Here is a 24,914-nt window from a genome sequence, read left to right as displayed (position 1 = left end):
GGTTACCTGGATAGTTTGAATCTCGACCGGCAGACAAGGATCGCTTATGCCTCGCCAATCTGACCTGCGTTACAGCTTCCAACCCCTGGTTGGCGATGCGGAATTCGAAGTGGTGTCGTTCACACTCAATGAAGGCATCAGTCAGCCATTCACCCTCGAACTGCAGCTGATCAGCCACGAACAGGACATCGACTTCGGCCATTTGCTCGACAAGCCGGTGCTGTTCACCCTCTGGAACGGCGCGCGTCCCGTGCGCTACGTGCACGGGTTGGTCAGCCGTTTCACCCAGGCTGAAAGCGGCTTCCACCGCACCTACTATCATGCGCTGGTCGAGCCACGCCTGGCCCGCGCCGGCCTGCGCTCGAACTGGCGTATCTTCCAACACAAGAACGTGCCGCAAATACTGGCGCTGATGCTTAAGCGCCAAGGCATCGACCCGTACGAAATCCACGCCAGCCTGGACCATCAGGTCCGCGAGTTCTGCGTTCAGGCCGGCGAGACGGACCTGGCGTTCATCGCACGCCTTTTAGCCGAAGAAGGCTTCGTCTATCGCTTCGCCCACAGTGAAAAACAGCACACGCTGATCATCACCGATCGGCTGCTGTCACTGGGGTTGATCAGCCATGGCGCCGTCACTGCCGACGATGAAGACGATGGCTTTCACGGGGACGATCAGCCCTTGGGCGCCCATACCGTCCTGTACCACGCCAACAGCGGTGGGGACCAACCGGTTTTTTGCTTGCGCCGCTTGAACTACAGCGAACAGGTTCGCACGGCAAGCCAGGTTCAGCGTGACTACACCTTCACCAACCCGGCCTACCGCCAGGAACACAGGGCCACGGGCCCGTTCCTGGAGCACCAATCCAGGGACTACGAGTATTTCGACTATCCAGGGCGCTACAAGCGCGATGCCGTAGGTAAACCGTTCACGGAAAACCGGGTCATGGCGTTGCGTCACGATGTGCGGCTGGCGCACGTGCAAGGTGATGATGTGCGCCTGCAACCGGGCCTGAGCTTCACGCTGACCGGTCACCCCAGACGCGACCTCAATGCGCACTGGCGGGTGAACACGGTCACTCACCAAGGCAGTCAGCTCACCAGCCTGCAGGAAGAGGCGACCAATGCCGAGCAGAGCACGCAGTACGCGCTGAGCGCCGTCCTGGTCCCCGGCAGGATCGAATGGCGACCCTCGCCTCTGGCAAAACCGCGCATTGACGGCCCGCACATGGCTACCGTGGTCGGGCCGAAGGGCGAAGAGATCTATTGCGATGAGTGGGGGCGGGTCAAGGTCAGCTTTCCCTGGGATCGCGAGAGCGAGAACAACGAATTCAGCTCCTGCTGGGTGCGGGTGTCACAAGGCTGGGCCGGTGGCAGCTGGGGCTCGATGGCCATTCCGCGAATCGGCCAGGACGTGATCATCCAGTACGTCAACGGTGATCCTGACCAGCCGATGATCACCGGGCGCACGTACTGTGGCAATCAGCTGCCGCCCTACGACCTGCCTGAGCACAAGACCCGCATGACCATCAAGAGCCAGACCCACAAGGGTGACGGCTTCAATGAGCTGCGCTTCGAGGATGAACTGGGACGCCAGGAGGTGTTCATCCATGCCGAAAGGGATCAGAACAATGTGGTCAAGCACGATGAGACGACGCAGATTGGGAACGACAGGTGTGAACGTGTAGCGCGGGATGAGCACATCGATATCGGTCATGACCGACACGAGGACGTGGGCAACGATCAACGTTTGAACGTTGGGAAAGATCATCACTGCCAGATCGGCCAGGATGATGTACTTGAGATCGGACGTCATCGCGTGCTCAACGTGGCACAAGATCGTACGGAGCAAGTCGGTAACAATCGCTATGACAAGACCACAGCCAATCATTCGATAGAAATTGGCGGCCACCTGGAGCAACACGTCGCCGGTCATGTCGAGCTACGGGCAGGGCAAGCGATTCGCCAAGGGACGCAAGTCTTGGAGCTCCAGGCATCAGAAAGCCTGACCATCAGGGCACCCGGCGCAACATTAAGGCTCGACGGCAGCGGCCTTACCATTGACGCCATTGCAATCAACATCAAAGGCCCGGTCGCACAAACCCCAACAGGGCGTTCACATGACCTGGCCATCCGTGCCACGCCAACGCCTGGTGAAGCCATCTGCATCAGCTGTTTATTGAAAGCAATCACAGAAGGTCGGAATGTCGTTCGCCTGGAGGGGAACCCGTCATGACAAACACCTTGTCCAAAAAACTTTTTCTTCCTCTGCGACAAGCAGAACGCTACCAACTTAGCGCCGTTCTCGAACTTTCCACATTAGGCCCTGAACAGTTAAAACGCCTTGTCCCACGTGATCACAGAATACTGCACCCCCTGATGCAACAAGCCGAATTTAGCAACGTGCGTCAGTGCGGCATCGGTTTGTATGCCGTCAAAGGCAAGGCTACAGTACAAAGCCAATCCAACCTTTTCTGGCAATTGAACGAGTTAGCAGCCGATGCCATATGCGGCTGGATCGTCAGCGCATTGCCCACTGCTGCCTTGGCCTCGCACCTGGCGCAAGCCAATACCGTGCTGGGACCTGACGGGCAACGTTATTTACTGCGTTATCACACCGAACACTGCCTGCGCGTGCTGCATGGCCGTAAGGATCTGCCTGAACTCGTCGAATGGTTCGCTCCGATCCACAGTTGGTGGGTGCCTTATCCGGACGCCAATGAAGAAATTTGGGGCTGCCTGATGGGCGGCGACAGGCCGGCCACCCAAGCGCTCAAAGACCTCACGCTGGACGCTGCGTGCTGGGAAGCGCTGGCAGTAGACCCCACCGAACATCGCCTTGCCGATCAATTGAAAACCTCGCTGACCGTCAGTGGGCAAGCCAAACAGTGCCACAGCGTCCGCCTGGGGAGAGTACGTAAATACCTCAAGGCTGCGCGAGAAGCTGGGTTCATCGAGCAGCAAGACCTGATCACCTACGTCACCCATTTCGCCCTGCTTGGCGACAGATTGACACTCGAGCCCATCTGGCAGACCGCCGTCAAGGAGTCGCTCGAGCAAAGCTTGCCCCTTGATCAACGCCTTCAAACACACCTGCACCGTCTAATTCGCCAGGGGCCCTCATGTTCGATCTGAAGATGCTGATGGAAATCAATCGGCAGAACTGCGAAGCCTTGCAAGACCCTTTATCCATAGGGCCCGCCGTCTCATGCACCCGCACCTTCACCGTTCTGCCATTACGCTATGCCGCCGTGGGCGGTAATCCCCACCAGCGTCAGCAGCTCCCTACTCTGCCTCAACACCTGCGCCACCCGCATCGCACCGCCGCGCTGCATCAGGCGGACTATGCCATTCGCCCGCTGCGTGAAGGTTTCCTGTATGTCATGGAAAAGCGCAGGCTCAGTGGGCAATACAGCCTTCACCCTCCCTACCGAATCGCCGCGAACGGCGCCCTGTCGCTCTTCGACCCTGAACATCCAGAGCCAAAACCGCCTGGCATCTCCACATTCCAGGATGTCGTGCGCGCTATGACCTGGGCATTCACGGTTCATGATCTCGACGACTTGCTCGAGCTTCGCCTGTTCTACAGCCCCGATCCGTTGACCATCGCGGCGCAGCGGCAATTGCTGCGTCGACGCGACCTGCTGCCTGCCGTAGACATAGCGCCCTTCGCCAGCCCCAGCTGCCCAATGCCCAGGCCCTACACGATACGTCATGACCAGTTGAACCTTGTCGCCGACTTTGCCGCGGAATCCAACGACGTGTTGCGCACGCTGTTGGACGCTCAGGTCTTCAGTACACCAAGCATCAGCTCGCTGGCGGCGGCCCGCCAAGCCTTGGGCCCCTTGGGCAGTAAACCTGAAGCACGGGGCGTTGCCGTGGTGGTGGAGGATGCCATCGGCATTACCCAGGAACTCAATGCCTGGCGCAACGCTGGCATGGAACACCTCAAGCATTGGCTGGAAGCCAGCACTGAGAGCGGTGGCCCTAGTAACGAGCGAAAGGTGTTGGTTGCGCAAACATTCACCGAACTGCATCAGCAATTCACGGAGCGGAAGGTTGCCGCAATGGTCGATCGCCGCAGAGAGGCGATGCGCGGCTATCTCGGCAGCGACGAGGCGGTTCCACGGTACATGGCCGAGTGGTGGGCAACAGCTAAAGAGCACATTCTGGACAGCGCCGCTGAACTTGAAAGGCAGAAACTCGAAACGCGCGCTAAAAATGGAGAATTTGCCAAGCAATTCGAAGAGCGCTATCTGTCACTCGTTAACCTAAAAGGTATGTACCAGCACCTTGATGTGTTTGAGGCGCAGAGCGCCGAAGCCCAACGTCTCGCCGAGTCCAGAGCGGCAGATCACCTCGCATGGTTGAAGTCGTCCGCGCTGGTGGACGCACTTGCCCACTACGACGAAAACGACCCTGCCAATGGCCTGTGCTTTGCGCACCAGACAGGGCTGTGCGTAGCCGGCCTCGAAGGCGTGCCATCCGGCGCAGCGCTGCTTGCTCAATGGTGGCGCGCCGACGCTATCACCCCCGACAACCTGGCGCTGCGCTCGTTTGTCCATAATCAGCGCGAGATCGCAGAGGTGCTTGCGCAGACACGCACAGCGCTGGACGCACTGGCACCGGGCAGCGACCCTATTCTTCAACTGGAGGCGGCCCTCAAACAAGCCAAAGAGCTCGCCGCACACTTCAGCCGGCTGGACAGCCACCTGGACCAGCTCACGCAACACAGCCCCACCAACACTGCTGGCGCGCTGGCCTGGCTCGGGCAGCTGGGGCGCCAGAGCCTGTCAGTAGGTGCGCCCGGTAGCACTGACCGGTTGCTGTATCGACGCCTGAGCACCTACCTCATTGCCTCACTGGGTAAGCAAGCCGTGGAACTGCGCTTGAGTGAGCAGGCGCTGGACGGTAAAACGCCCTCGCCCGGTCGCGTCGCGGCCCCCATCGTGCGCCGGCTTGATCGAGCTTATGCCGAGACGTTGAACGGGGTGCACGGGAATCAGTTCTATCGCTTGCGGGTCGCCAGCGGATTGCTGCTGTTGGAGGCCGGGCTGCTGTTGTTACAAGGCAGACGGGATGACAAGGACCGACGCTTCTGGAGCGAAGTGACTGCGGCCGCATTTACCAGTGCGGCTGCGGGGATGGAGCTGCTTGCAGTGGGCACTGAACTGACACTCAGGGGTGTTGGTGGGAACAGCGTCACTGCGCGGGGCGCGCAAGTTAGCCTGGGACGGTATCGGTTGTGGGGGGCTGGTTTGGCGGCGGTGGGGGGAATCATAAGCATTAGGTGGGACTATTCCGATGCCCTTGATGCACAAGCTAAATCTGAACAGTTATCAGTAGCAGCTTATGGCGCCAGGATAGGCGCTACTCTTGCCTTACTCACGGGACAAGGAGGAATAGCGTTTTCCCAGGCTAGTGCGCTTCTAAGTTGGCTATCCATCAGCGTCAAAAGCACATACACAAGTAGCTTAAGCACTACGCTGTCACTATTATCAGCACGACTGGCCGCGAACAATGCTGCCATGCTTTGGCTTAGTCGCCTGAGCTGGTTCGGAGGCGCCATCGTGCTCATTAGCAGTACCGTCTTACTTATTATCGACAAAGACGCCCTTGAAAAATGGTGCAACAAATGCTGCTTTCGCATTCAACTATCTGACAAAGGTTATGCCGAAGACTCAGAAGAACTCAAAGACCTGTTCAGCGCAATCTGGGAGACCACCTAGTGTACCTTTTTGAGTGGCTTACATGGCTTGCCTACACCGATCCGAAGGACGAGCGCGAAGCTTTCGAAAAGCGACATAAAAAAACCAGAAAAAAAATCGTGTATGAAAGCGACGATCAGGAAATGATTGAGGCCGCGAAGAAATCAGCCAGCAATATCCCTAAAAGTCGCGGACCAATTTATATTTATAACGAGCACGTTCTGGAAATACGCAGTGGCATGTGGGAGGATAAACGCGGACTTATCAGCCTGATTTCCGCTACTGTCATAGGTACGGCCGCATCTTTCTTATACATGGCGGCAATATCGTTGATGCGACTGTTGGAAATGGATAAAAGCGTTCAGGATGAGTCATACGGACCCCAGCTATTCATAGCGCTATTTAGTACCAGCTTGGCGCTATTGATTTTCATACCTTACGTAAAATATGGCTTACGTATTTCACGTTTGGAAATGTTCACATCCCGCCATTTGCTAGTACGCTTCAACCGAATTACCCAACAGGTCTACCTGCATCGTCCGACGTCCTGTGGGGGTATCGCCACACTTCCCTGGCACGGCGTCACCTCCAGTGGCTCAGATAAAAAATACGCTACAGCCGCAGGCGTAGGCCTTCCATTGGAACTCCTATGGCCGCCTTCATTCACCGGCACACTTCATCCAGAACTCGTCCACGTCGGCAAAGCCTCCAACAACTTTGCGGAGCAGCAATCCGAGTGGGAGTTCATCCGCCGCTTCATGGACGAGGGCCCTGAGGGCCTGCCGCGCCCGTCTATCACCTCGCATTTTCCCTGGCCCTGGCAAGCCTTCACGCCTCAATTCGAAGGCCTGACCCACTACTTTCGAAAATCCTCTCGAATCACCAAACTCGGCCTGGTCTTGATCTCGCCCGCCTTCCTGATCATCGGCACCGGCCATTGGCTAAGCCTGATGCTGTGCTGGAAACCGCGCTGGCCCAGGATCATTCGTGAAGCCGGTTTGCCCGGAAAACCCGTCCCGCCGCTGACCACACTTGATGATTATCCACCCGCTATCCAAGCACGGTTGCGTGAAAACGCTTACCTATGGGCTACTCGCCCAGGCAAACGCCCGCAGAGAAAGAAACGCACCTCTACCCGTAAGCCAAAGACCGAAATTGCCACCGCGTGCCTACAAAACGATATCTCCGGTGAAACACATCGTGCGGACGGCTCATCGGGCTGATATCAACTTGAAGTTTTTCTCTTGGCTATGATCACTCCACATGGGTTATTCACTGAACGCTGCTTCCAGCCATGTGTATTGTGCTGTTGATCTTCGCGACTTCAGCAGGCCGAACGCAGCCTGTGCGTAGGGCACGGCTCTGAAGCGGCAAGCTGCGGCGCCTGAACGATTGCGCGGTCAGCAACAACAGCAAAAAGATGCCGCCACGACGCTACCCTTTCATACGAGGCATCTCGATGCGATGCTCGTGCACGCGCCGATACAATGTCGCACGCGAAATGCCCAACGCCTGGGCAGCCTCGGCGGGCTTCCAACGATGCCGGATCAACGCATCCAACAACCGCTGCCGCGCCGGGCAGGACGCTTCGCTCGTGACTCGGCCAACCTCCTGCCCACGAACTTCCTCAGGCAGGTCAAGCAGGCGCAGCTGCCCACCCTCGTTCACAGCGCACGCATAACGCAACACCTGCCGCAACTGGCGCAGGTTCCCCGGCCAGCGGTACTCCAGCAACGCCTGCAAGGCATCGTCGGCTAGCGCCACGCTCACGCCACACGCGTCGGCCTCTTCGGCCAGCAACTGGTGAATGAGCCCCAGCCGGTCTTCGCGCTCGCGCAGCGCCGGCAACGCGAAGCGGGCGTTGGCCAGGCGAAAATACAAGTCCTCACGAAACTGTCCCTGCTCCACCCTCGCCGCGAGGTCGCGGTGCGTGGCGCAGATCACCTGAATGTCCACGCGCTGGCGCCGCGCAGCCCCCAAGGGGGCTACCTCACCTTCTGCCAGTACCCGCAACAGGCGGGTCTGCAGGCTCAGTGGCATGTCGCCAATCTCGTCCAGAAACAGCGTGCCGCCATCGGCCTGGTGTACAAGCCCTTGCATACCCTTGCTCGAAGCCCCGGTAAAGGCGCCCGCGACATAACCAAACAACTCGCTCTCGATCAGGTTCTCGGGGATGGCGGCGCAGTTGAGCGTGACGAACGGGCCGGTGCCGCGCTTGCTTTGCTGGTGCACCTGGCGAGCAAAAACTTCCTTGCCTGTACCCGTCTCACCCTGCACCAGTACTGCTAGGTTACAGTCCTTGACCCGTGTGGCCAGGCGCAAGTGTTGTTCGATGCGCCGGTCCAAGCCTTGCAGCAAGGGCTCGACCGGCTGCTTGCGCTGGGGGGCGCTGACCCGGCCATACAGCTCGCCCAACCCTGGCAGACGTTGCGCAGACGCGTTGCTGACCCGTCGCAATTGCTCTTGGTCGAACAGCTCACCAATGTGAGCAGGCAAGCGTCCCAGGCGCTGCATCAGGCGTTGCCGTGTCAGGCTGTTCATCGCCTGCAGGCGACCGTCGGCGTCCCAGGCCAGTAGATAGTCAGGCTGGCTTTCCACGTAGCCTGGGGTGCCGTGGGCACGCATCACCCAGTGGCCTTGGGCGCTGTGCATGAAAAAGGCGTTTTCGATTTCGCGTGCGGTCTGCTCGACCAATTGCCGGATCAGGTGCTGGCTGCGGCGGTCGTCGGGCGAGCGCAGCGCAGAGACGTCCAGCACCCCCAGCAACTCGCCAAAGGGGTCGAAAACAGGCGCCGCGCTACAGGTCAGGCCGATGAAGGCAGCGCGAAAGTGATCGCGCTTGTGCACGGTGACCGGTGCCTTGGTGGTCAGCACCGCCGCCACCCCGCAGGTACCCTCTTCTCCTTCCGACCAGCAGGTGCCCAGGTACAGGCCGGCCTTGCGGCAGTCAGTGCGAATGGCCGACTCGACCCGGTAATCGATGGTGCGGCCCTGGGCATCGGTCAGCAGCACGCAGTAGTCGGCCTCGCGCACCTGTTCGTGCAAGCGTGCCACGGCATCCCCGGCAATGCGCAGGAACAGCTCCGAGCGCTCTCGGCATTCGTTGAGCAGGGCCTGGGAAAGGATACGCGGCCCTTGCTCGGAGGCGGGATCGAGACGGTACAGCTCCATGGAGCGACGCCAGGAATCGAGGATCAACGGCGGTACTGGCGCCTGGGGCAGACGGTCGGCGTTCTTCAGTACCCTGCTGACGCAGTCGACATGAGCGCGGGAGTTCGCGGCAAGCATTCGGGCCCTCCGGTTCTCGTTGCTGTTCTTGTGGTTGTGCAGCCATTAAGCGCCTGCGCGCAGGCATGGACAAGCACGGTGTGATCAAAGGTGTGATTGAGACGCAGCGTCTCAGCGTCTCGCCGCACAACGCCCAGAGCGGCACCTGGCGTCTCAGCACGGCGACCCGCCTGGCAGCAGGCAAGACGATCCCAGGCCTCTGCGGCGGGCCTTTGCGGGATTTCATTCAAAGCTGGCACCGCGCTTGCTCTTGTCCTTGCAAACAAGAACACGAGGTGCGCCATGCCGCTACCCGCCCCACTGGTCGGCATCATTGCCAACCCTGCTTCAGGCCGAGACCTGCGTCGCCTGACAGCCACTGCCGGCTTGTACTCCAGCACTGACAAAGCCGCTGCCATCGCGCGCCTGCTCGCCGCATTCGGCGCAACAGGTGTCGGCCACGTGCTGATGCCCAGCGACATGACTGGCATCGCCGCCGCCGTGGTCAAAGCCTGCGCCGGGCCGATGGCGCGCGATCAACACTGGCCTGCCCTCGAGATACTCGACCTGCCGCTGACCCAGACCGTCAGCGACACACGGCTTGCCACGCGCAACATGGTGGCGCGGGGGGTGTCGATGATCGCTGTGCTGGGGGGCGACGGTACGCACAAGGCCGTCGCGGCAGAAGCTGGCGACGTACCCTTGCTGACCTTGTCCACCGGCACCAACAACGCCTTCCCGGAGCTGCGCGAAGCCACCAGTGCGGGCCTTGCAGGCGGCCTGGTGGTCAGCGGCAAGGTGCCAACCTCCATCGGCCTGCGCCGCAACAAACGCTTGCTGGTCAGGGTGCCCCAACAGCAACTGAGCGAATGGGCGCTGGTGGAGGTCGCGGTATCGCCTCAGCGTTTCATCGGTGCGCGGGCCCTGAGCCGCAGCGAGGACCTGAGCGAAATCTTCGCCTGCTTTGCCGAGCCCCACGCCATCGGCTTGTCGGCACTGTGCGGCCTGTGGAGCCCGGTCTCGCGGCAAGCGCCTCACGGGGCCTGGGTGCGCCTGGGCGAAGACGCCGGGCAGGCGCTGCTGGCCCCCGTGACACCCGGCGTGCTGCAAGCCTGCGGCATTACTGCCTCGGGCTACATGGCGCCTGACGCGCCGTACCGCCCGGTCCTCGTCCAGGGCACCTTGGCGCTGGACGGCGAGCGGGAAATCGAATTCTGCGCCCATGACACCCCCACCATCACCCTCGATCACCTGGGCCCTTTGAGTGTGGACGTGCAGGCGGTGCTCACGCATGCCGCCCAGCATCGTCTGCTGGCTGTACCCCTGGGCCACCCGCTGCACCCCGCGACCCGTTGAGACAACCCCGGAGAACAACAAGATGTCCAATCAACCGAGTTCCGCACAACTGCTGCATGCCTATGAAGTGATGCGCACCATTCGTGCCTTCGAAGAACGCCTGCACGTCGAGTTCGCCACAGGCGAAATACCCGGCTTCGTCCACCTTTACGCGGGTGAAGAGGCCAGCGCGGCGGGGGTGATGGCCCACCTGCGCGACAGCGACTGCATCGCCTCCAACCATCGCGGCCATGGCCACTGCATCGCCAAGGGCGTGGATGTGTACGGCATGATGGCCGAGATCTACGGCAAGAAGACCGGGGTCTGCGGCGGCAAGGGCGGCTCGATGCACATTGCCGACCTGGGCAAGGGCATGCTCGGCGCCAACGGTATCGTCGGCGCCGGCGCACCGTTGGTGGTGGGCGCTGCGCTGGCAGCCAAGCTCAAGGGCCGCGACGATGTGTCCGTGGTCTTCTTCGGAGATGGCGCCTCCAATGAAGGCGCGGTGTTCGAAGCCATGAACATGGCCGCGATCATGAACCTGCCGTGCATCTTCGTCGCCGAGAACAATGGTTATGCCGAAGCCACGGCGTCCAACTGGTCAGTGGCCTGCGATCACATAGCCGACCGCGCCGCCGGCTTCGGCATGCCAGGGGTCACCATCGACGGTTTCGATTTCTTCGCGGTTCACGAAGCCGCTGGTGCCGCCATCGAGCGCGCACGTTCCGGCCAGGGGCCGTCGCTGATCGAGGTCAAGCTCAGCCGCTACTACGGTCACTTCGAAGGCGATGCGCAAACCTACCGCGCGCCCGATGAGGTGAAGAACTTGCGCGAAACCCGTGACTGCCTGCTGCAGTTCCGCGACAAGACCGTGCGCGCGGGGCTGCTCGAAGCAGGGCAGCTGGACAGCATCGACGCCCGCGTCGAGGACCTGATCGAGGACGCCGTGCAACGCGCCAAGTCCGACCCCAAGCCACAACCTGCCGACCTGCTCACCGACGTCTACGTCGCCTATCCCTGAGCCGCTCAGAACAAGAACAACAGGAGAACCACCATGGCAAGAAAGATCAGTTACCAGCAGGCCATCAACGAAGCCCTGGCTCAGGAGATGCGTCGTGACGATACCGTGTTCATCATTGGCGAAGATGTGGCCGGCGGTGCAGGCGCGCCAGGCGAAGACGATGCCTGGGGTGGCGTGCTGGGCGTGACCAAGGGCTTGTACCACCAGTTTCCAGGCCGCGTGCTGGATGCGCCCCTCTCGGAGATCGGCTACGTAGGCGCTGCCGTTGGTGCGGCCACCCAGGGCTTGCGCCCGGTCTGCGAACTGATGTTCGTCGACTTCGCCGGCTGCTGCCTGGACCAGATCCTCAACCAGGCGGCCAAGTTTCGCTACATGTTCGGCGGTAAGGCCGTGACGCCGCTGGTCATGCGCACCATGTACGGTGCCGGGCTGCGCGCCGCGGCCCAGCATTCGCAAATGCTCACCTCGCTGTGGACGCATATCCCAGGCCTGAAGGTGGTGTGCCCGTCCTCACCGTATGACGCCAAGGGCCTGCTGATCCAGGCCATCCGCGACAACGACCCGGTGATCTTCTGCGAGCACAAGCTGCTGTACAGCATGCAGGGCGACGTACCGGAAGAGGTGTACACGGTGCCGTTCGGCGAAGCCAACTACCTGCGCGACGGCAGCGATGTCACCTTGGTGACGTATGGCCGCATGGTGCATGTGGCCATGGAAGCCGCCAACAACCTGGCCCGCCAGGGCATCGACTGCGAAGTCCTGGACCTGCGCACCACCAGTCCACTGGATGAAGACAGCATCCTTGAGAGTGTCGAGAAGACCGGGCGCCTGGTGGTGATCGACGAGGCCAACCCCCGTTGTTCGATGGCCACGGACATCAGCGCCCTGGTTGCGCAGAAGGCATTCGGCGCGCTGAAAGGGCCCATCGAAATGGTGACGGCGCCGCACACGCCCGTTCCGTTTTCCGACGCCCTGGAAGACCTGTACATCCCCGACGCTGCCAAAATCGAAGCAGCCGTGCGCACCGTCCTCGACGCTACAAGGAGCGCCGCATGAGCCAGATCCATACCCTGACCATGCCCAAATGGGGCTTGTCGATGACCGAAGGCCGGGTAGACACCTGGCTCAAACAGGAAGGCGACGTCATCACCAAGGGCGACGAAGTGCTGGACGTGGAGACGGACAAGATCAGCAGCAGCGTCGAGGCGCCGTTCAGTGGCGTGCTGCGCCGCCTGGTGGCCAGGCCGGATGAGACCCTGCCTGTAGGTGCGCTGTTGGCCGTGGTGGTTGAAGGCGAAGCCGACGACGCCGACATCGACGCTGTGGTACAGCGCTTCCAGGCCGAGTTCGTGGCCGAAGGTAGTACCGACCAGGCCCAAGGCCCGGCGCCCCAGAAAGCCGAGGTGAAGGGTCGCTTGTTGCGTTGGTTCGAACTGGGCGAAGGCGGGACGCCCTTGGTGCTGGTACATGGCTTTGGCGGCGACCTCAACAACTGGTTGTTCAACCACCCTGCCCTGGCCACCGAGCGACGCGTGATCGCCCTCGACTTGCCGGGCCATGGCGAGTCGGCGAAAGCCTTGCAGCGCGGTGACCTGGAGGAACTGAGCGAAACGGTGCTGGCCCTGCTCGATCACCTGGACCTTCCCCGGGCGCACCTGGTCGGCCACTCCATGGGCGGCGCGGTTTGCCTGGGCCTTGCGCGCCTGGCACCGCACCGGGTGGCCAGCCTTGGTCTGATCGCCAGCGCGGGTCTGGGCGAGGCGATCAATGGGCAATACCTGCAAGGGTTCGTCGCGGCAAGTAGCCGCAACGCCCTCAAGCCGCAGATGGTGCAACTGTTCGCCGATCCGGCCTTGGTCACGCGGCAGCTGCTCGAAGACATGCTCAAGTTCAAGCGTCTTGAGGGCGTAGACCAGGCGCTGCAGGTGCTGGCCTCGGCCCTGGCCGAGGGCGATCGGCAACGGCACGACCTGCGCGGCGTCCTGGACCAGCACCCCGCCCTGGTGATCTGGGGCGGCAAGGACGCGATCATTCCGGCCAGTCACGCCCAGGGCCTGGAAGCCCAGGTGGTGGTCATGCCGGACGCTGGCCACATGGTGCAGATGGAGGCCGCCGACGCGGTCAACCAGCACCTGCTCGCTTTCCTGCGCAGCCATTGACCCTTCCTGGCTTCTGGAGATTCCTATGAACGACTTGAGCAACCCACACATGCGCGCGGCGGTCTGGCACGGGCGCAACGACATCCGCGTCGAGCAGGTACCTCTGCCGGCCGATCCTGCACCTGGGTGGGTGCAGATCCAGGTGGACTGGTGCGGCATCTGCGGCTCGGACCTGCACGAATACGTGGCCGGGCCGGTCTTCATCCCGGTAGACGCGCCACATCCTCTTACCGGTATTCAGGGCCAGTGCATCCTTGGCCACGAGTTCTGCGGCCGGATCGCCAAGCTCGGCGCAGGGGTCGAGGGCTATGCGGTGGGCGATCCGGTGGCGGCGGACGCCTGCCAGCACTGCGGGACCTGTTATTACTGTACCCATGGGATGTACAACATCTGTGAGCGACTGGCGTTCACAGGGCTGATGAACAATGGCGCCTTCGCCGAGCGGGTCAATGTGCCGGCCAATCTGCTCTACCGGCTGCCGCCCGGTTTTCCAGCGGAGGCAGGGGCGCTGATCGAACCGCTGGCGGTCGGCATGCACGCGGTGAAAAAAGCGGGCAGCCTGCTGGGCCAGACCGTGGTGGTGGTGGGCGCCGGTACCATCGGGCTGTGCACCATCATGTGCGCCAAGGCGGCAGGCGCGGCGCGGGTGATCGCCTTGGAGATGTCTTCGGCGCGCAAGGCCAAGGCATTGGAAGTGGGCGCCAGCGTGGTCCTGGACCCTAACCAGTGCGATGTGTTGGCCGAGGTTCGCGTGCTCACCGCCGGGCTGGGGGCTGACGTGAGCTTCGAGTGCATCGGCAACAAGCACACGGCCAAGCTGGCCATCGACACCCTTCGCAAGGCCGGCAAGTGTGTGATGGTGGGGATTTTCGAAGAGCCGAGCGAATTCAACTTCTTCGAACTGGTGTCCACCGAGAAGCAGGTGATCGGCGCCCTGGCCTACAACGGCGAGTTCGCCGACGTGATCGCCTTCATCGCCGATGGTCGGCTGGACATACGCCCGCTGGTGACCGGCCGCATCGGGCTGGAGCAAATCGTCGAGCTGGGGTTCGAGGAACTGGTGAACAACAAGGAGGAAAACGTGAAGATCATTGTGTCGCCGGGATTGGGTCGCTAAGCGCACGGTATCGAAGCTCCCTCTAGAGCGGCCTTGCCGGTCCGGCGCCCCGGCAAGGCCGCTTCTACCCAAGGCCCCCACAGCTTGCAAACGTGGCGCAAAGCCCCCTCGCCCCGCCCGCACCACTCGCTGTTTCAGGCGCCCGATCTGAGTCATAATCGGCGCACTCACTGCCCGGTCCTCGCCATGCGTCCACTGCTTCCCCTGACCCTGCTCCTGTTGCTCGCTGCCTGTGGGGATGGCGAATCCCTGAGCCCACCCGATGCACGCCTGCCGGACGGCGGCCGCTACCGTGGCCAGGTGGTCGACGGCTTGCTGCAGGGCCAAGGACGTATCGATTACCCCAATGGCAGCTGGTATGCCGGCGGCTTCAAGGACGGCTTGTGGCACGGTCAGGGGGAATGGCATGGGCAGAACGGCGAAGTCTACCGCGGCCAGTTCGCCGCTGGCCTGTTCGAAGGGCTTGGCGACCTGACCACTCCGGGTAGCCACTATGCGGGTACCTTCCGCCATGGCAGGCGCGATGGCGAAGGCACCCTCAAGCAGACCGGGCAAACCTACCGCGGGCAGTTCAAGGACGACCTCTACGACGGCGCAGGCGAACTGGAGCTGGCCGACGGCAGTCGCTACCGGGGCCTGTTCGCCAAGGGCAAGCCCAACGGCGCCGGCGTGCGCAGCGACGCCAGCGGTAATCAGTTCAGCGGCAGGTTCGTGGATGGCCAATTGCAAGGCACTGGCACCTACGACAGCGTCGAAGGCGAGCAGTACATCGGCGAGTTCAAGGACAACCGCCTCGAAGGCCGCGGGCGCTATGAAAACGCCGAAGGCGACGTGTGGATCGGTCAGTTCAAGGACGGTTCGCTCAGCGGCGAGGGTGAAATGCTGGGCAGCGATGGCAGCCATTACAAAGGCACTTTCCTCGACTGGCGCATGTCGGGCCAGGGCAGCCTGCAACTGGCAGATGGCAGTCAATATGTGGGCCACATGCTCGATGATGCCTACCACGGGCAGGGGCGCCTGACGCTGGCTGACGGCAAGGTACAAGCCGGTATCTGGGCCAATGGCGTTCGGGTCCGCGATGAACACGGCACCTTGCTGCCGGACCCGCTCGACATGGCACTGCTCAATCAAGGGCGCTTGCTGAAGGAAGCCTTGGCCGCCGTGCCCCGGTCCCAGCCGGCGGTCGAGCTGTACAGCCTGGTGGTGGGTGGCGACGGGCAGCAGAGCGTTTTTCTGCGCGAAGCCGATTACGTGAGCAACCTGCTGAAGGTACGCTTTGGTGCCAAAGGGCAGGTGACGCTGGTCAACCATCGCGACTTCATGGCGACGCGCCCCATGGCCACGCGGCAGAGCATCACCCGCGCAGCCAGCACCCTGGCCGAGCGCAGCGGCCCGGAAGACCTGCTGTTTATCTACCTCACCAGCCACGGCAGTCAGGACCACCAACTGGTCCTCGATCAACCACGCCTGCAACTGGCCGATATTTCCGCCGACGAGTTGGCCGATGCACTGGCCCCCTTGAAAAATCGTGACAAGGTCATCGTCATTTCCGCGTGTTATTCCGGTGGTTACATCGATGCCCTGAAGGACTCGCGCACACTTCTGATGACAGCAGCCCGAGCCGACCGGGTTTCCTTCGGTTGCTCGGAAGAAGCCGACTTCACCTATTTTGGCGATGCCCTTTTCGCGCAGGCGCTGAACCAGACGGACGATCTGAAACAGGCGTTTGAACTGGCGCGCACCCGCGTTGCCGAACGTGAACGAAACGAAGGCTTCGAAGCGTCCGAGCCGCAGCTGTGGGCACCGCCAAACGTACTGGAGCACTGGCAGCGCCTACGCCGGCATCAAGCCGAAGAGGCCTTGCGCAATACGACACAGGCCGCGGTGGGGGCACAGGCGAAAACGCCGCGCACCCACTAAGCTTGTGTGTAACAAGGGAGAGACATCATGTACTTGACGCCTCAGCATGTCTTGCTTGCCGGAGCGACCGGCCTGACTGGCGAGCACCTGCTCGACCGCCTGCTCAACGAGCCCACCATCACCCGGGTGCTGGCGCCTACACGCCGGCCTTTGGCAGAACATCCACACTTGGAAAACCCCGTGGGCGATCCGGCTGTCTTTTTACCCCAGCTGGAGGGCCGCGTGGACATTGCCTACTGCTGCCTGGGCACGACATTGAAGCAGGCAGGCTCGGAGTCTGCATTCAAGGCCGTGGACCTGGACATGGTGGTGGCCTTCAGCAAGCGGGCCCGTGAGATGGGGGCCAGGCACTTGCTGGTAATCAGTGCCGTGGGTGCCGACCCGACTTCCTCGATCTTCTACAACCGCGTCAAAGGTGAGATGGAAGAAGCCCTCAAAGCCCAGGACTGGCCTCAGCTGACCATCGTCCGCCCGTCGCTGTTGCTCGGGGAACGCACCGAGCCAAGGCTCACTGAAACCCTGGCCGCTCCCTTTTCCAAACTGATTCCTGGCAAGTACCGGGGCATAGAGGCCTGCACCCTGGCGCGAGCGCTGTGGCGCCTGGCGCTGGAGGAAGAGGACGGTATCCGGATCGTGGAGTCGGACGAGTTGCGCAAGTTGGGGAAAAACTGAGCCGCTGCCTGCTCGCAAGCGGCTAGGTGCAGCACTCAGAAGCCGCCGCTGCCGTGATAGTAGATGCCGGCGGCAGCTGGCAGGGTCAACGGCAGTAACAAGGTATCGAGCAGAAAACTCGCCGGCAGATCGAGGGAGGCGAACCGAGGCGCCTCGACGCCGAAGCGGGCCTGGGGGCAACAGCCACCGCTGATCGCATACCAATCCAGCCGGGTGCCTGCATAGACCACGGGCGCCCCTGGCTTGGTGCCATCCAGGGTGCGTACCGTGGCGCACCCACCAAGCATCAACACAGCCAATGTCCCGGCCAGCCCTCTTTTCAATCATCCACCCCATAGTGATGTTCACCCCAACGCGGCAGCATGTCCTGAGGGATGTTCAGCAGGTTGAGGATGCGCGCCACCACGAAGTCGACCAGATCGTCGATGGTCTGCGGCTGATGATAGAAGCCAGGCGAGGCCGGTAGCATCACCGCACCCATCTGCGACAGCTTGAGCATGTTCTCGAGGTGAATGGTAGAAAACGGCGCCTCACGAGGCACCAGGATCAACTGCCGACGCTCCTTGAGGGTGACATCGGCAGCCCGCTCGATCAGGTTGTTGCACGCACCGGTGGCGATCGCCGACAGCGTGCCGGTGGAGCACGGCACCACCACCATGGCCGCCGGTGCGCCGGAACCCGAGGCCACGGGCGACATCCAGTCTTCCTTGCCGTACACCCGAATTTGCCCGTCGGCAGCCCCGGTGTACTCGGTCAGAAACGCCTGCATCGCCTGCGGCTTGGCAGGCAGCAGGACGTCGGTTTCGGTCGCCATGACCAGCTGTGCCGCCTTGGAAATCAGAAAGTGCACCTCCCGATCTTCGCGCACCAGGCAATCGAGCAGGCGCAGGCCGTACTGCGCACCCGACGCCCCGGTCATCGCCAGGGTAATGCGTTGCGGCCCGTTCACTTGAGCGCCTCGGCCAGCTTGCCGTGCAGGCCGCCAAAGCCGCCGTTGCTCATGATCACCACCTGGGTACCGGGTCGCGCCTGGCGCTTGACCTGCTCGATGATCGCCTCGAGGCTGTCGGCCACTACGCTGGGGACTTTGCATTGCGCGGCCGTGGCTGCCAGGTCCCAACCCAGGTTGGCCGGGGCATACCAGATCACCTGGTCAGCATCGTTGACGCTTTCAGGCAGGCCATCGCGGTGCGCGCCCAGTTTCATCGAATTGGAGCGCGGCTCGATGACGGCGATCACCGATGCATCACCCACGCGCTTGCGCAGGCCGTCCAGGGTGGTGGCGATGGCCGTGGGGTGATGGGCGAAATCATCGAAGATGGTCACGCCTTGCACTTCGGCGACCTTTTCCATGCGCCGCTTGACGCTCTTGAACGCACTGAGGCCCTCGATGCCCATCGCCGGTGCCACGCCAACGTGACGAGCGGCCGCCAGGGTCGCCAAGGCGTTGGCCACGTTGTGCTGACCGGTCAGGGCCCACTCCACCACGCCTTGCACGTGCCCGTCGAACAGCACCTCGAAACGCGATCCGTCCGGGCTGAGCAGGCGTGCCTGCCACTGACCGCCGTCACCGGTGGTCTGCACGGGCGTCCAGCAGCCCATCTCGATGACCCGGGCCAGCGCGTGTTCGGACGTGGGATGGATCACCAGCCCTTCGCTGGGGATGGTGCGCACCAAGTGATGGAATTGACGCTCGATGGCAGCAAGGTCAGGGAAAATGTCGGCGTGGTCGAATTCCAGGTTGTTCAGGATTGCCGTGCGCGGATGGTAATGCACGAACTTCGAGCGCTTGTCGAAGAAGGCGCTGTCGTACTCGTCCGCTTCGACCACGAAGAACGGCGTATCACCCAGCCGCGCCGATACGGAGAAATTCTGCGGCACCCCACCGATCAGGAACCCAGGGCTCATGCCGGCATGCTCGAGCACCCAGGCCAGCATGCTGCTGGTGGTGGTTTTGCCGTGGGTACCGGCGACTGCCAACACCCAGCGGCCCTGCAGCACATGGTCGGCCAACCACTGCGGGCCCGACACATAAGGCAGGCCCTTGTTGAGCACATGCTCCACCGCCGGGTTGCCACGGGACATGGCGTTGCCAATGACGACCAGATCGGGAGCCGGCTCCAGCTGGGCAGGGTCATATCCCTGAGTCAGCTCGATGCCCTGGGCTTGGAGCTGGGTGCTCATCGGCGGATAGACGTTGGCGTCCGATCCGGTGACGCGGTGGCCAAGTTCCTTGGCCAGCACCGCCAGCGAGCCCATGAAAGTGCCGCAAATACCGAGAATGTGAATGTGCATGGTCGACCTCGCAAAACTTCGAGGCAGGGTAGCCCAGGGCGCGACAAATCGCACCCGCTGTTTCGTTACAAGGGCCGACTGATGCCATGCTTGCGCAGTTTGCGATACAGCGTGTTACGGCTGATGCCCAGATGTTCAGCTACCCGGGTAAGCTGCCAATGCCGGGCCTCGAGAACGGCCAGCAGCGCATGGCGTTCGGCCGCCTCCAATGTGGTCTTGTTCCCAGGTACCGATGAACCCTCATTCGGCAAGCCCGACATGGCCACGGGCGCGGCGTCTTGCCCACGCGGCGTGCGCACCACGGCAGGCAAGTCTGCCAGCGTGACGCGACCCTCGTCGCACAAGGCTGCCAGGGTGCGCAGCACGTTGCGCATCTGCCGCACGTTACCAGGCCAGGGGTAGTCCAGCAGTGCCTGACGCGCCTTGGGTTCGAGCTCGATCAGCTGGCCCTGGGTTTCCTGGCGCAGCAGCACGTCCAGCAACTGCGCTTTGTCGCTGCGCTCGCGCACGGCAGGCAATGCGACTTCGAGCCCATTGAGGCGGTAGTAAAGATCTTCACGGAATGTACCCTGGGCCACTCGTTGCAACAGGTCCCGGTGGGTGGCACTGATGATGCGTACATCCACAGCCTGCGGCTCGCCGCCGATTGGCACCACCTGCCGCTCTTCGAGCACGCGCAGCAGCCGCGTTTGCAGATCCAAGGGCATGTCGCCGATCTCGTCGAGCAGCAAGGTGCCGCCGTCGGCCTGCAGCAGCTTGCCGCGCATGCCCTCCTTGCGCGCCCCGGTGAAGCTGCCGGCCCGATAGCCGAACAACTCGCTTTCGATCAGGCTTTCGGGGATGGATGCACAGTTGATGGCCACGAAGGGCTTGTCCCGGCGTTCGCTGGCCTGATGCACGGCCTGGGCGAAGGCTTCCTTGCCGCAGCCCGTCTCTCCACTCAGCAGCAGCGGTACATTGCGCTCGAACACCCGCACACTGCGGCGAAAATCGTGTTGCAGTGCCGGGTCCAGCAGGCAGACCTGCGCAGGCTGCCGGACGACGCGGCGCGCATGCCCGGCGGGCACGGTCCAGACCGGCGTACGTGCCTGGCCACGCAGGCTGGCGAACACCTGCCGCCCGTCCAGGGTCAGCAGCGGCCAGGCTGCGCTGCCATCGGGCATGGCACGGCTGAACAGCTCGTCATGGGTGCAGGCGAAAAACTGCTCCAGGGTCTGCCCTTCCACGCCGGCGCGCACGCGGCCCAGCAGGTTCAGCGCACTCTGGTTGGCCGCGCAGATACGGCCATCGCCGTCGACTGCCAGCAGCCCCTCGCTGAACAGCCCGACCGACTCGGCCTGCAGGTGAAAACGCAGCAGCCAGTGGTGCTCGAACTGGCGCATGAAATAGCAGCTTTCGATCATCTTGGCCGACAGGGTCACCATGGCCATGGTGTGGAATTCGCTTTGGCGCGAGACGTCGGGCCGCGCTGAAGACACATCCAGCACGGCCAGCAAGTGCCCGTGAGGGTCGAACACCGGGCTGGCCGAACAGGTCAGCCCCGTATGCCGCCCACGAAAGTGTTCGTGCTGGTGAATGGTCAACGCCTGGCGTTCGACCAGGCAGGTGCCGATGCCGTTGGTGCCCTCTCGCGCCTCGCTCCAGTCAGCGCCCAGCCACAGCCCGGCCTGCTCGAAGCTGCGCCGCTCGGTAGGAGCGGTGACGCAATTGAGGATCACACCACGGGCATCGGTGAGCAGCACCGCATGGCCGGCACCGGAAAGCTGCTGGTGCAGGCTGTTCATTTCCTGATCGGCGATTTGCAGCACCTGGCGCATGCGTTCGCGGCTTTCCAGCAGGCGGCCATGCTCGAGGACCACCGGGGCTTCGGCCAGCGCGGGATCCAGATGATAGTCCTCCAGGCAGCGCAGCCAGGAGCGGGCAATGGACGGGTCGCTGCCGCCTTCGACACCGCCGCCATGGGCGACCGTGTGCACTTGCCTGGCATGCCGGGTAAATGGATTGCTCTGCATTATTGTGGTTCTCCGCAGATAGAGGCTAAAGCCAGCATCCTCCACAGCAGGCCGGTTTGCAATGCACCCGCCACAAGGCGTGTCATCGACGGCACACAGTGTCACCCAAGCCTGTATCGAACACGGCACATCGCGGGTGGCCAGTGGGCGCTGTGCGGCGCCAACTGCTTGATTTCATTGAAGCGCAAAACGATGGCCCAACCTTTGCTCTACGCTTTGCACTCCACACAAACACAATAGCCAGGAGACACACCATGCGTTATGCACATCCCGGTACCGAAGGCGCGAAGGTTTCCTTCAAAAGCCGCTACGGCAACTACATCGGTGGTGAGTTCGTTCCTCCGGTAAAGGGTGAGTACTTCACCAACACATCGCCCGTGGACGGGCAGCCGATTGCCGAATTCCCCCGTTCCACCGCCGAAGACATCGACAAGGCCCTGGACGCTGCCCACGCCGCTGCCGATGCCTGGGGCCGCACGTCCGTCCAGGACCGCTCCAACGTGTTGCTGCGCATCGCCGACCGTATCGAACAGAACCTCGAAGTGCTGGCCATCACCGAAACCTGGGACAACGGCAAACCCGTGCGGGAAACCCTCAATGCCGACATCCCGCTGGCCGTCGACCACTTCCGCTACTTCGCCGGATGCATCCGCGCCCAGGAAGGCGGCGCTGCGGAAATCAACGAAAGCACCGTGGCCTACCATATCCATGAGCCGCTGGGGGTGGTCGGTCAGATCATCCCGTGGAACTTCCCGATCCTGATGGCCGCCTGGAAACTCGCGCCGGCGCTGGCAGCAGGCAACTGCGTGGTGCTCAAGCCCGCCGAACAGACGCCACTGGGCATTACCGTGCTGGTGGAGCTGATCGGCGACCTGCTGCCCAAGGGCGTGCTGAACGTGGTGCAAGGCTATGGCCGTGAAGCGGGCGAGGCGCTGGCCACCAGCAAGCGCATCGCCAAGATTGCCTTCACAGGCTCCACGCCCGTGGGCTCGCACATCATGAAGTGCGCGGCCGAGAACATCATCCCGTCGACGGTGGAACTGGGCGGTAAATCGCCGAACGTGTACTTCGAAGACATCATGCAGGCCGAACCGAGCTTCATCGACAAGGCTGCCGAAGGCATGGTCCTGGCATTTTTCAACCAGGGCGAGGTGTGCACCTGCCCATCCCGAGCCCTGGTCCAGGAGTCGATCTACCCGCAGTTCATGGAAGTGGTGATGAAGAAGGTGCTGCAGATCAAGCGCGGCGACCCGCTGGACACCGACACCATGGTCGGTGCACAGGCCTCGCAACAGCAGTTCGAGAAGATCTTGTCTTACCTCGAGATCGCCCAGCAGGAAGGCGCCGAGCTGCTGACCGGGGGCAAGGTCGAGAAACTCGAAGGCGCGCTGGCCACCGGTTACTACATCCAGCCGACCCTGCTCAAGGGCAACAACAAGATGCGCGTGTTCCAGGAGGAAATCTTCGGCCCGGTGGTGAGCGTCACCACCTTCAAGGACGAGGCCGAAGCCCTGGCCATTGCCAACGATACCGAGTTCGGCCTGGGCGCCGGGGTCTGGACCCGCGACATCAACCGTGCCTACCGCATGGGCCGCGGCATCAAGGCCGGGCGTGTGTGGACCAACTGCTACCACCTGTATCCGGCGCATGCGGCCTTCGGGGGTTACAAAAAGTCCGGTGTTGGCCGTGAGACCCACAAGATGATGCTCGATCACTACCAGCAGACCAAGAACCTGCTGGTGAGCTACGACATCAACCCACTGGGCTTCTTCTAAGCCCTGCGCCGGTCTTTCCACCGGTTACGGTGCAAAGACCGGCGTTGACTGGCCCTTTCCAGGGCGGTTGTCATGCACCAACCGCTCTGGCTCGCTTCCTGCAGTACAGATCACCATCGGCCCGAACCCCTTCCGGCCACCAAGAAAAAGAACAGGTGAAACCATGCCAAGCGAACAACCAGCCGGTAGTCCGGCAGGCTCTTCCGTAGATTTCGAGAAAGTCGGTTCCGACTATTTCCAACAGCGTGAACTCAAGAAAGGCGCCGCCGGCTGGGTCCTTCTGGTCGGCCTAGGCGTTGCCTACGTCATCTCCGGCGACTACGCCGGCTGGAACTTCGGCCTGGCCCAGGGTGGCTGGGGCGGCATGTTCCTCGCAACCCTGCTGATGGCCACCATGTACCTGTGCATGTGCTTCTCCCTGGCCGAACTGTCGTCGATGATCCCTACTGCCGGCGGTGGCTACGGGTTCGCCCGCAGCGCCTTCGGGCCCTGGGGCGGGTTCCTGACCGGCACCGCCATCCTGATCGAGTACGCCATCGCGCCGGCGGCCATTGCCACCTTCATCGGCGCCTATTGCCAGTCGTTGTTCGGCATCGGCGGCTGGATGATCTACCTGGCGTTCTACGTGGTGTTCATCGGCATCCACATCTTTGGCGTGGGCGAGGCGCTCAAGCTGATGTTCATCATCACCGCCATCGCCGCCGTTGCACTGGCCGTGTTCCTAGTGGCCATGGTGCCCCATTTTGATGCAGCCAACCTGTTCGACATCGCCGTCACCGATGCCGCAGGGGCCAGCAGCTTCCTGCCGTTTGGCTATGTAGGCGTGTGGGCAGCCATTCCCTACGCGATCTGGTTCTTCCTGGCGGTCGAGGGCGTGCCACTGGCTGCCGAAGAAACCAAGAACCCCAAGCGCGACCTGCCTCGCGGCCTGATTGGCGCGATGCTGGTGCTGGTGGCATTCGCCCTGCTGATCCTGATCGTCGGCCCCGGCGGCGCAGGCTCCGAAGCACTCAAGGCCTCCGGCAATCCGCTGGTCGAGGCGCTGGCCAAGGCTTACGGCGGTTCCACCTGGATGGGCAGCTTCGTCAACCTGGTGGGCCTGGCAGGCCTGATCGCCAGCTTCTTCTCGATCATCTATGCCTACTCGCGCCAGATCTTCGCGCTGTCGCGAGCCGGTTACCTGCCGCGCAAACTGTCCGAGACCAACAAGAGCAAGGCACCGGTCATGGCGTTGGTGATCCCAGGCATCATCGGTTTTGCCCTGTCGCTGACAGGTCAAGGCGACTTGCTCATCCTGGTTGCCGTGTTCGGGGCTACTTTGTCTTATGTACTGATGATGGCGGCGCACATCACCTTGCGCATCCGTCGCCCGAAAATGGAGCGCCCTTACCGCACCCCAGGCGGCATCTTCACCTCGGGCCTGGCCCTGGTGCTGGCCTGCATCGCCGTGGTCGCCGGCTTCCTGGTCGACCCGCGCGTGGTGATTGGCGCTGCCGTGATCTATGCGGTGCTGATTGCGTACTTTGCGTTCTACAGCCGTCACCACTTGGTAGCGGGCACGCCAGAAGAGGAATTCGCCGCGATCCAGAAGGCCGAAGAGGCCTTGCACTGATCGACGACACTCGCCGCGGGGCGC

The 24,914-nt window shown here is 62.4% G+C and carries 18 protein-coding genes; 13 read left to right on the top strand and 5 right to left on the bottom strand.

The window, feature by feature from the left end:
* Positions 1–46: 46 nt before the first annotated feature.
* The 4 genes from B2S33_RS17875 to B2S33_RS17860 are packed head-to-tail and all read left to right on the top strand — an operon-like array spanning position 47 to position 6,928.
* On the top strand, positions 47–2,233 hold the full coding sequence (locus B2S33_RS17875) for a type VI secretion system Vgr family protein (RefSeq protein ID WP_140174241.1): 2,187 nt from the start codon (positions 47–49) through the stop codon (positions 2,231–2,233).
* Entirely contained in the window at positions 2,230–3,132 is a 903-nt protein-coding gene (locus B2S33_RS17870; RefSeq protein ID WP_288650751.1) for a DUF4123 domain-containing protein, read from the top strand. The genes B2S33_RS17875 and B2S33_RS17870 overlap by 4 nt, the downstream gene beginning before the upstream one ends.
* Positions 3,120–5,726 carry a T6SS effector BTH_I2691 family protein gene (locus B2S33_RS17865; RefSeq protein WP_042139571.1) on the top strand — a complete coding sequence of 869 codons (2,607 nt, stop codon included), beginning with the start codon at positions 3,120–3,122 and terminating at the stop codon, positions 5,724–5,726. Before B2S33_RS17870 ends, B2S33_RS17865 begins: the two co-directional genes overlap by 13 nt.
* Positions 5,726–6,928, top strand: coding sequence for a DUF6708 domain-containing protein (locus B2S33_RS17860; protein ID WP_050438002.1), 1,203 nt, complete (start codon positions 5,726–5,728; stop codon positions 6,926–6,928). Before B2S33_RS17865 ends, B2S33_RS17860 begins: the two co-directional genes overlap by 1 nt.
* Positions 6,929–7,139: 211 nt before the next feature.
* Here B2S33_RS17860 and B2S33_RS17855 read toward each other — a convergent pair whose 3' ends face one another.
* On the bottom strand, positions 7,140–8,993 hold the full coding sequence (locus tag B2S33_RS17855) for a sigma-54-dependent Fis family transcriptional regulator (RefSeq protein ID WP_028687647.1): 1,854 nt from the start codon (positions 8,991–8,993) through the stop codon (positions 7,140–7,142).
* A 282-nt stretch (positions 8,994–9,275) separates the two neighbouring features.
* Here B2S33_RS17855 and B2S33_RS17850 point away from each other — a divergent pair, with 282 nt between their 5' ends.
* The 7 genes from B2S33_RS17850 to B2S33_RS17820 all read left to right on the top strand — a co-directional run bounded on the left by B2S33_RS17850 (position 9,276) and on the right by B2S33_RS17820 (position 17,196).
* On the top strand, positions 9,276–10,328 hold the full coding sequence (locus B2S33_RS17850) for an NAD(+)/NADH kinase (protein ID WP_288650749.1): 1,053 nt from the start codon (positions 9,276–9,278) through the stop codon (positions 10,326–10,328).
* 22 nt (positions 10,329–10,350) lie between these two features.
* Positions 10,351–11,328, top strand: a complete 978-nt coding sequence (locus B2S33_RS17845; RefSeq protein WP_023534974.1) for a thiamine pyrophosphate-dependent dehydrogenase E1 component subunit alpha — start codon at positions 10,351–10,353, stop codon at positions 11,326–11,328.
* A 33-nt stretch (positions 11,329–11,361) separates the two neighbouring features.
* Positions 11,362–12,384: an alpha-ketoacid dehydrogenase subunit beta gene (locus B2S33_RS17840; RefSeq protein WP_027915158.1), complete on the top strand. Its 1,023-nt coding sequence runs from the start codon at positions 11,362–11,364 to the stop codon at positions 12,382–12,384.
* Positions 12,381–13,487: an acetoin dehydrogenase dihydrolipoyllysine-residue acetyltransferase subunit gene (locus B2S33_RS17835; RefSeq protein ID WP_128610111.1), complete on the top strand. Its 1,107-nt coding sequence runs from the start codon at positions 12,381–12,383 to the stop codon at positions 13,485–13,487. The genes B2S33_RS17840 and B2S33_RS17835 overlap by 4 nt, the downstream gene beginning before the upstream one ends.
* A 49-nt stretch (positions 13,488–13,536) precedes the next feature.
* Positions 13,537–14,604 (top strand): 2,3-butanediol dehydrogenase, encoded by a 1,068-nt coding sequence (locus tag B2S33_RS17830; RefSeq protein ID WP_225806720.1) that lies wholly within the window; start codon positions 13,537–13,539, stop codon positions 14,602–14,604.
* A 186-nt stretch (positions 14,605–14,790) separates the two neighbouring features.
* Positions 14,791–16,524, top strand: coding sequence for a C13 family peptidase (locus B2S33_RS17825; protein ID WP_027915155.1), 1,734 nt, complete (start codon positions 14,791–14,793; stop codon positions 16,522–16,524).
* Positions 16,525–16,551: 27 nt separating this feature from the next.
* A complete protein-coding gene (locus B2S33_RS17820; protein ID WP_023534952.1) occupies positions 16,552–17,196 on the top strand; it encodes an oxidoreductase in 645 nt (214 codons plus the stop codon).
* Between the two features lie 35 nt (positions 17,197–17,231).
* Here the strand turns inward: B2S33_RS17820 and B2S33_RS17815 are convergent, their stop codons facing one another.
* The 4 genes from B2S33_RS17815 to B2S33_RS17800 all read right to left on the bottom strand — a co-directional run bounded on the left by B2S33_RS17815 (position 17,232) and on the right by B2S33_RS17800 (position 21,503).
* Entirely contained in the window at positions 17,232–17,519 is a 288-nt protein-coding gene (locus B2S33_RS17815) for a YceK/YidQ family lipoprotein (protein ID WP_027915153.1), read from the bottom strand.
* Positions 17,516–18,145, bottom strand: coding sequence for a flavin prenyltransferase UbiX (ubiX, locus tag B2S33_RS17810; RefSeq protein WP_027915152.1), 630 nt, complete (start codon positions 18,143–18,145; stop codon positions 17,516–17,518). Before ubiX ends, B2S33_RS17815 begins: the two co-directional genes overlap by 4 nt.
* A complete protein-coding gene (mpl, locus tag B2S33_RS17805; RefSeq protein WP_059183607.1) occupies positions 18,142–19,491 on the bottom strand; it encodes a UDP-N-acetylmuramate:L-alanyl-gamma-D-glutamyl-meso-diaminopimelate ligase in 1,350 nt (449 codons plus the stop codon). Before mpl ends, ubiX begins: the two co-directional genes overlap by 4 nt.
* Before the next feature lie 65 nt (positions 19,492–19,556).
* On the bottom strand, positions 19,557–21,503 hold the full coding sequence (locus B2S33_RS17800) for a sigma-54-dependent Fis family transcriptional regulator (RefSeq protein ID WP_128610109.1): 1,947 nt from the start codon (positions 21,501–21,503) through the stop codon (positions 19,557–19,559).
* Between the two features lie 254 nt (positions 21,504–21,757).
* Here B2S33_RS17800 and B2S33_RS17795 point away from each other — a divergent pair, with 254 nt between their 5' ends.
* Positions 21,758–23,278, top strand: a complete 1,521-nt coding sequence (locus B2S33_RS17795) for an aldehyde dehydrogenase family protein (protein WP_023534991.1) — start codon at positions 21,758–21,760, stop codon at positions 23,276–23,278.
* Positions 23,279–23,441: 163 nt separating this feature from the next.
* Positions 23,442–24,890, top strand: coding sequence for an ethanolamine permease (gene eat, locus B2S33_RS17790; RefSeq protein WP_027915148.1), 1,449 nt, complete (start codon positions 23,442–23,444; stop codon positions 24,888–24,890).
* Positions 24,891–24,914 lie beyond the last annotated feature (24 nt).

Origin of the sequence: Pseudomonas sp. UBA5568, from assembly GCF_002425525.1 — a bacterium.
Taxonomy (GTDB): Bacteria; Pseudomonadota; Gammaproteobacteria; order Pseudomonadales; family Pseudomonadaceae; genus Aquipseudomonas; species Aquipseudomonas fulva.
Note: the sequence above shows the minus strand (reverse complement) of the source record. Positions and strands in the feature narration are given on the sequence as shown.

Coding starts and splice junctions, on each gene's coding strand:
- B2S33_RS17875 (WP_140174241.1), top strand. CDS start 47: ATGCCTCGCCAATCTGACCTGCGTTACAGCTTCCAACCCCTGGTTGGC.
- B2S33_RS17870 (WP_288650751.1), top strand. CDS start 2,230: ATGACAAACACCTTGTCCAAAAAACTTTTTCTTCCTCTGCGACAAGCA.
- B2S33_RS17865 (WP_042139571.1), top strand. CDS start 3,120: ATGTTCGATCTGAAGATGCTGATGGAAATCAATCGGCAGAACTGCGAA.
- B2S33_RS17855 (WP_028687647.1), bottom strand. CDS start 8,993: ATGCTTGCCGCGAACTCCCGCGCTCATGTCGACTGCGTCAGCAGGGTA.
- B2S33_RS17850 (WP_288650749.1), top strand. CDS start 9,276: ATGCCGCTACCCGCCCCACTGGTCGGCATCATTGCCAACCCTGCTTCA.
- B2S33_RS17845 (WP_023534974.1), top strand. CDS start 10,351: ATGTCCAATCAACCGAGTTCCGCACAACTGCTGCATGCCTATGAAGTG.
- B2S33_RS17840 (WP_027915158.1), top strand. CDS start 11,362: ATGGCAAGAAAGATCAGTTACCAGCAGGCCATCAACGAAGCCCTGGCT.
- B2S33_RS17835 (WP_128610111.1), top strand. CDS start 12,381: ATGAGCCAGATCCATACCCTGACCATGCCCAAATGGGGCTTGTCGATG.
- B2S33_RS17830 (WP_225806720.1), top strand. CDS start 13,537: ATGCGCGCGGCGGTCTGGCACGGGCGCAACGACATCCGCGTCGAGCAG.
- B2S33_RS17825 (WP_027915155.1), top strand. CDS start 14,791: ATGCGTCCACTGCTTCCCCTGACCCTGCTCCTGTTGCTCGCTGCCTGT.
- B2S33_RS17820 (WP_023534952.1), top strand. CDS start 16,552: ATGTACTTGACGCCTCAGCATGTCTTGCTTGCCGGAGCGACCGGCCTG.
- mpl (WP_059183607.1), bottom strand. CDS start 19,491: ATGCACATTCACATTCTCGGTATTTGCGGCACTTTCATGGGCTCGCTG.
- B2S33_RS17800 (WP_128610109.1), bottom strand. CDS start 21,503: ATGCAGAGCAATCCATTTACCCGGCATGCCAGGCAAGTGCACACGGTC.
- B2S33_RS17795 (WP_023534991.1), top strand. CDS start 21,758: ATGCGTTATGCACATCCCGGTACCGAAGGCGCGAAGGTTTCCTTCAAA.
- eat (WP_027915148.1), top strand. CDS start 23,442: ATGCCAAGCGAACAACCAGCCGGTAGTCCGGCAGGCTCTTCCGTAGAT.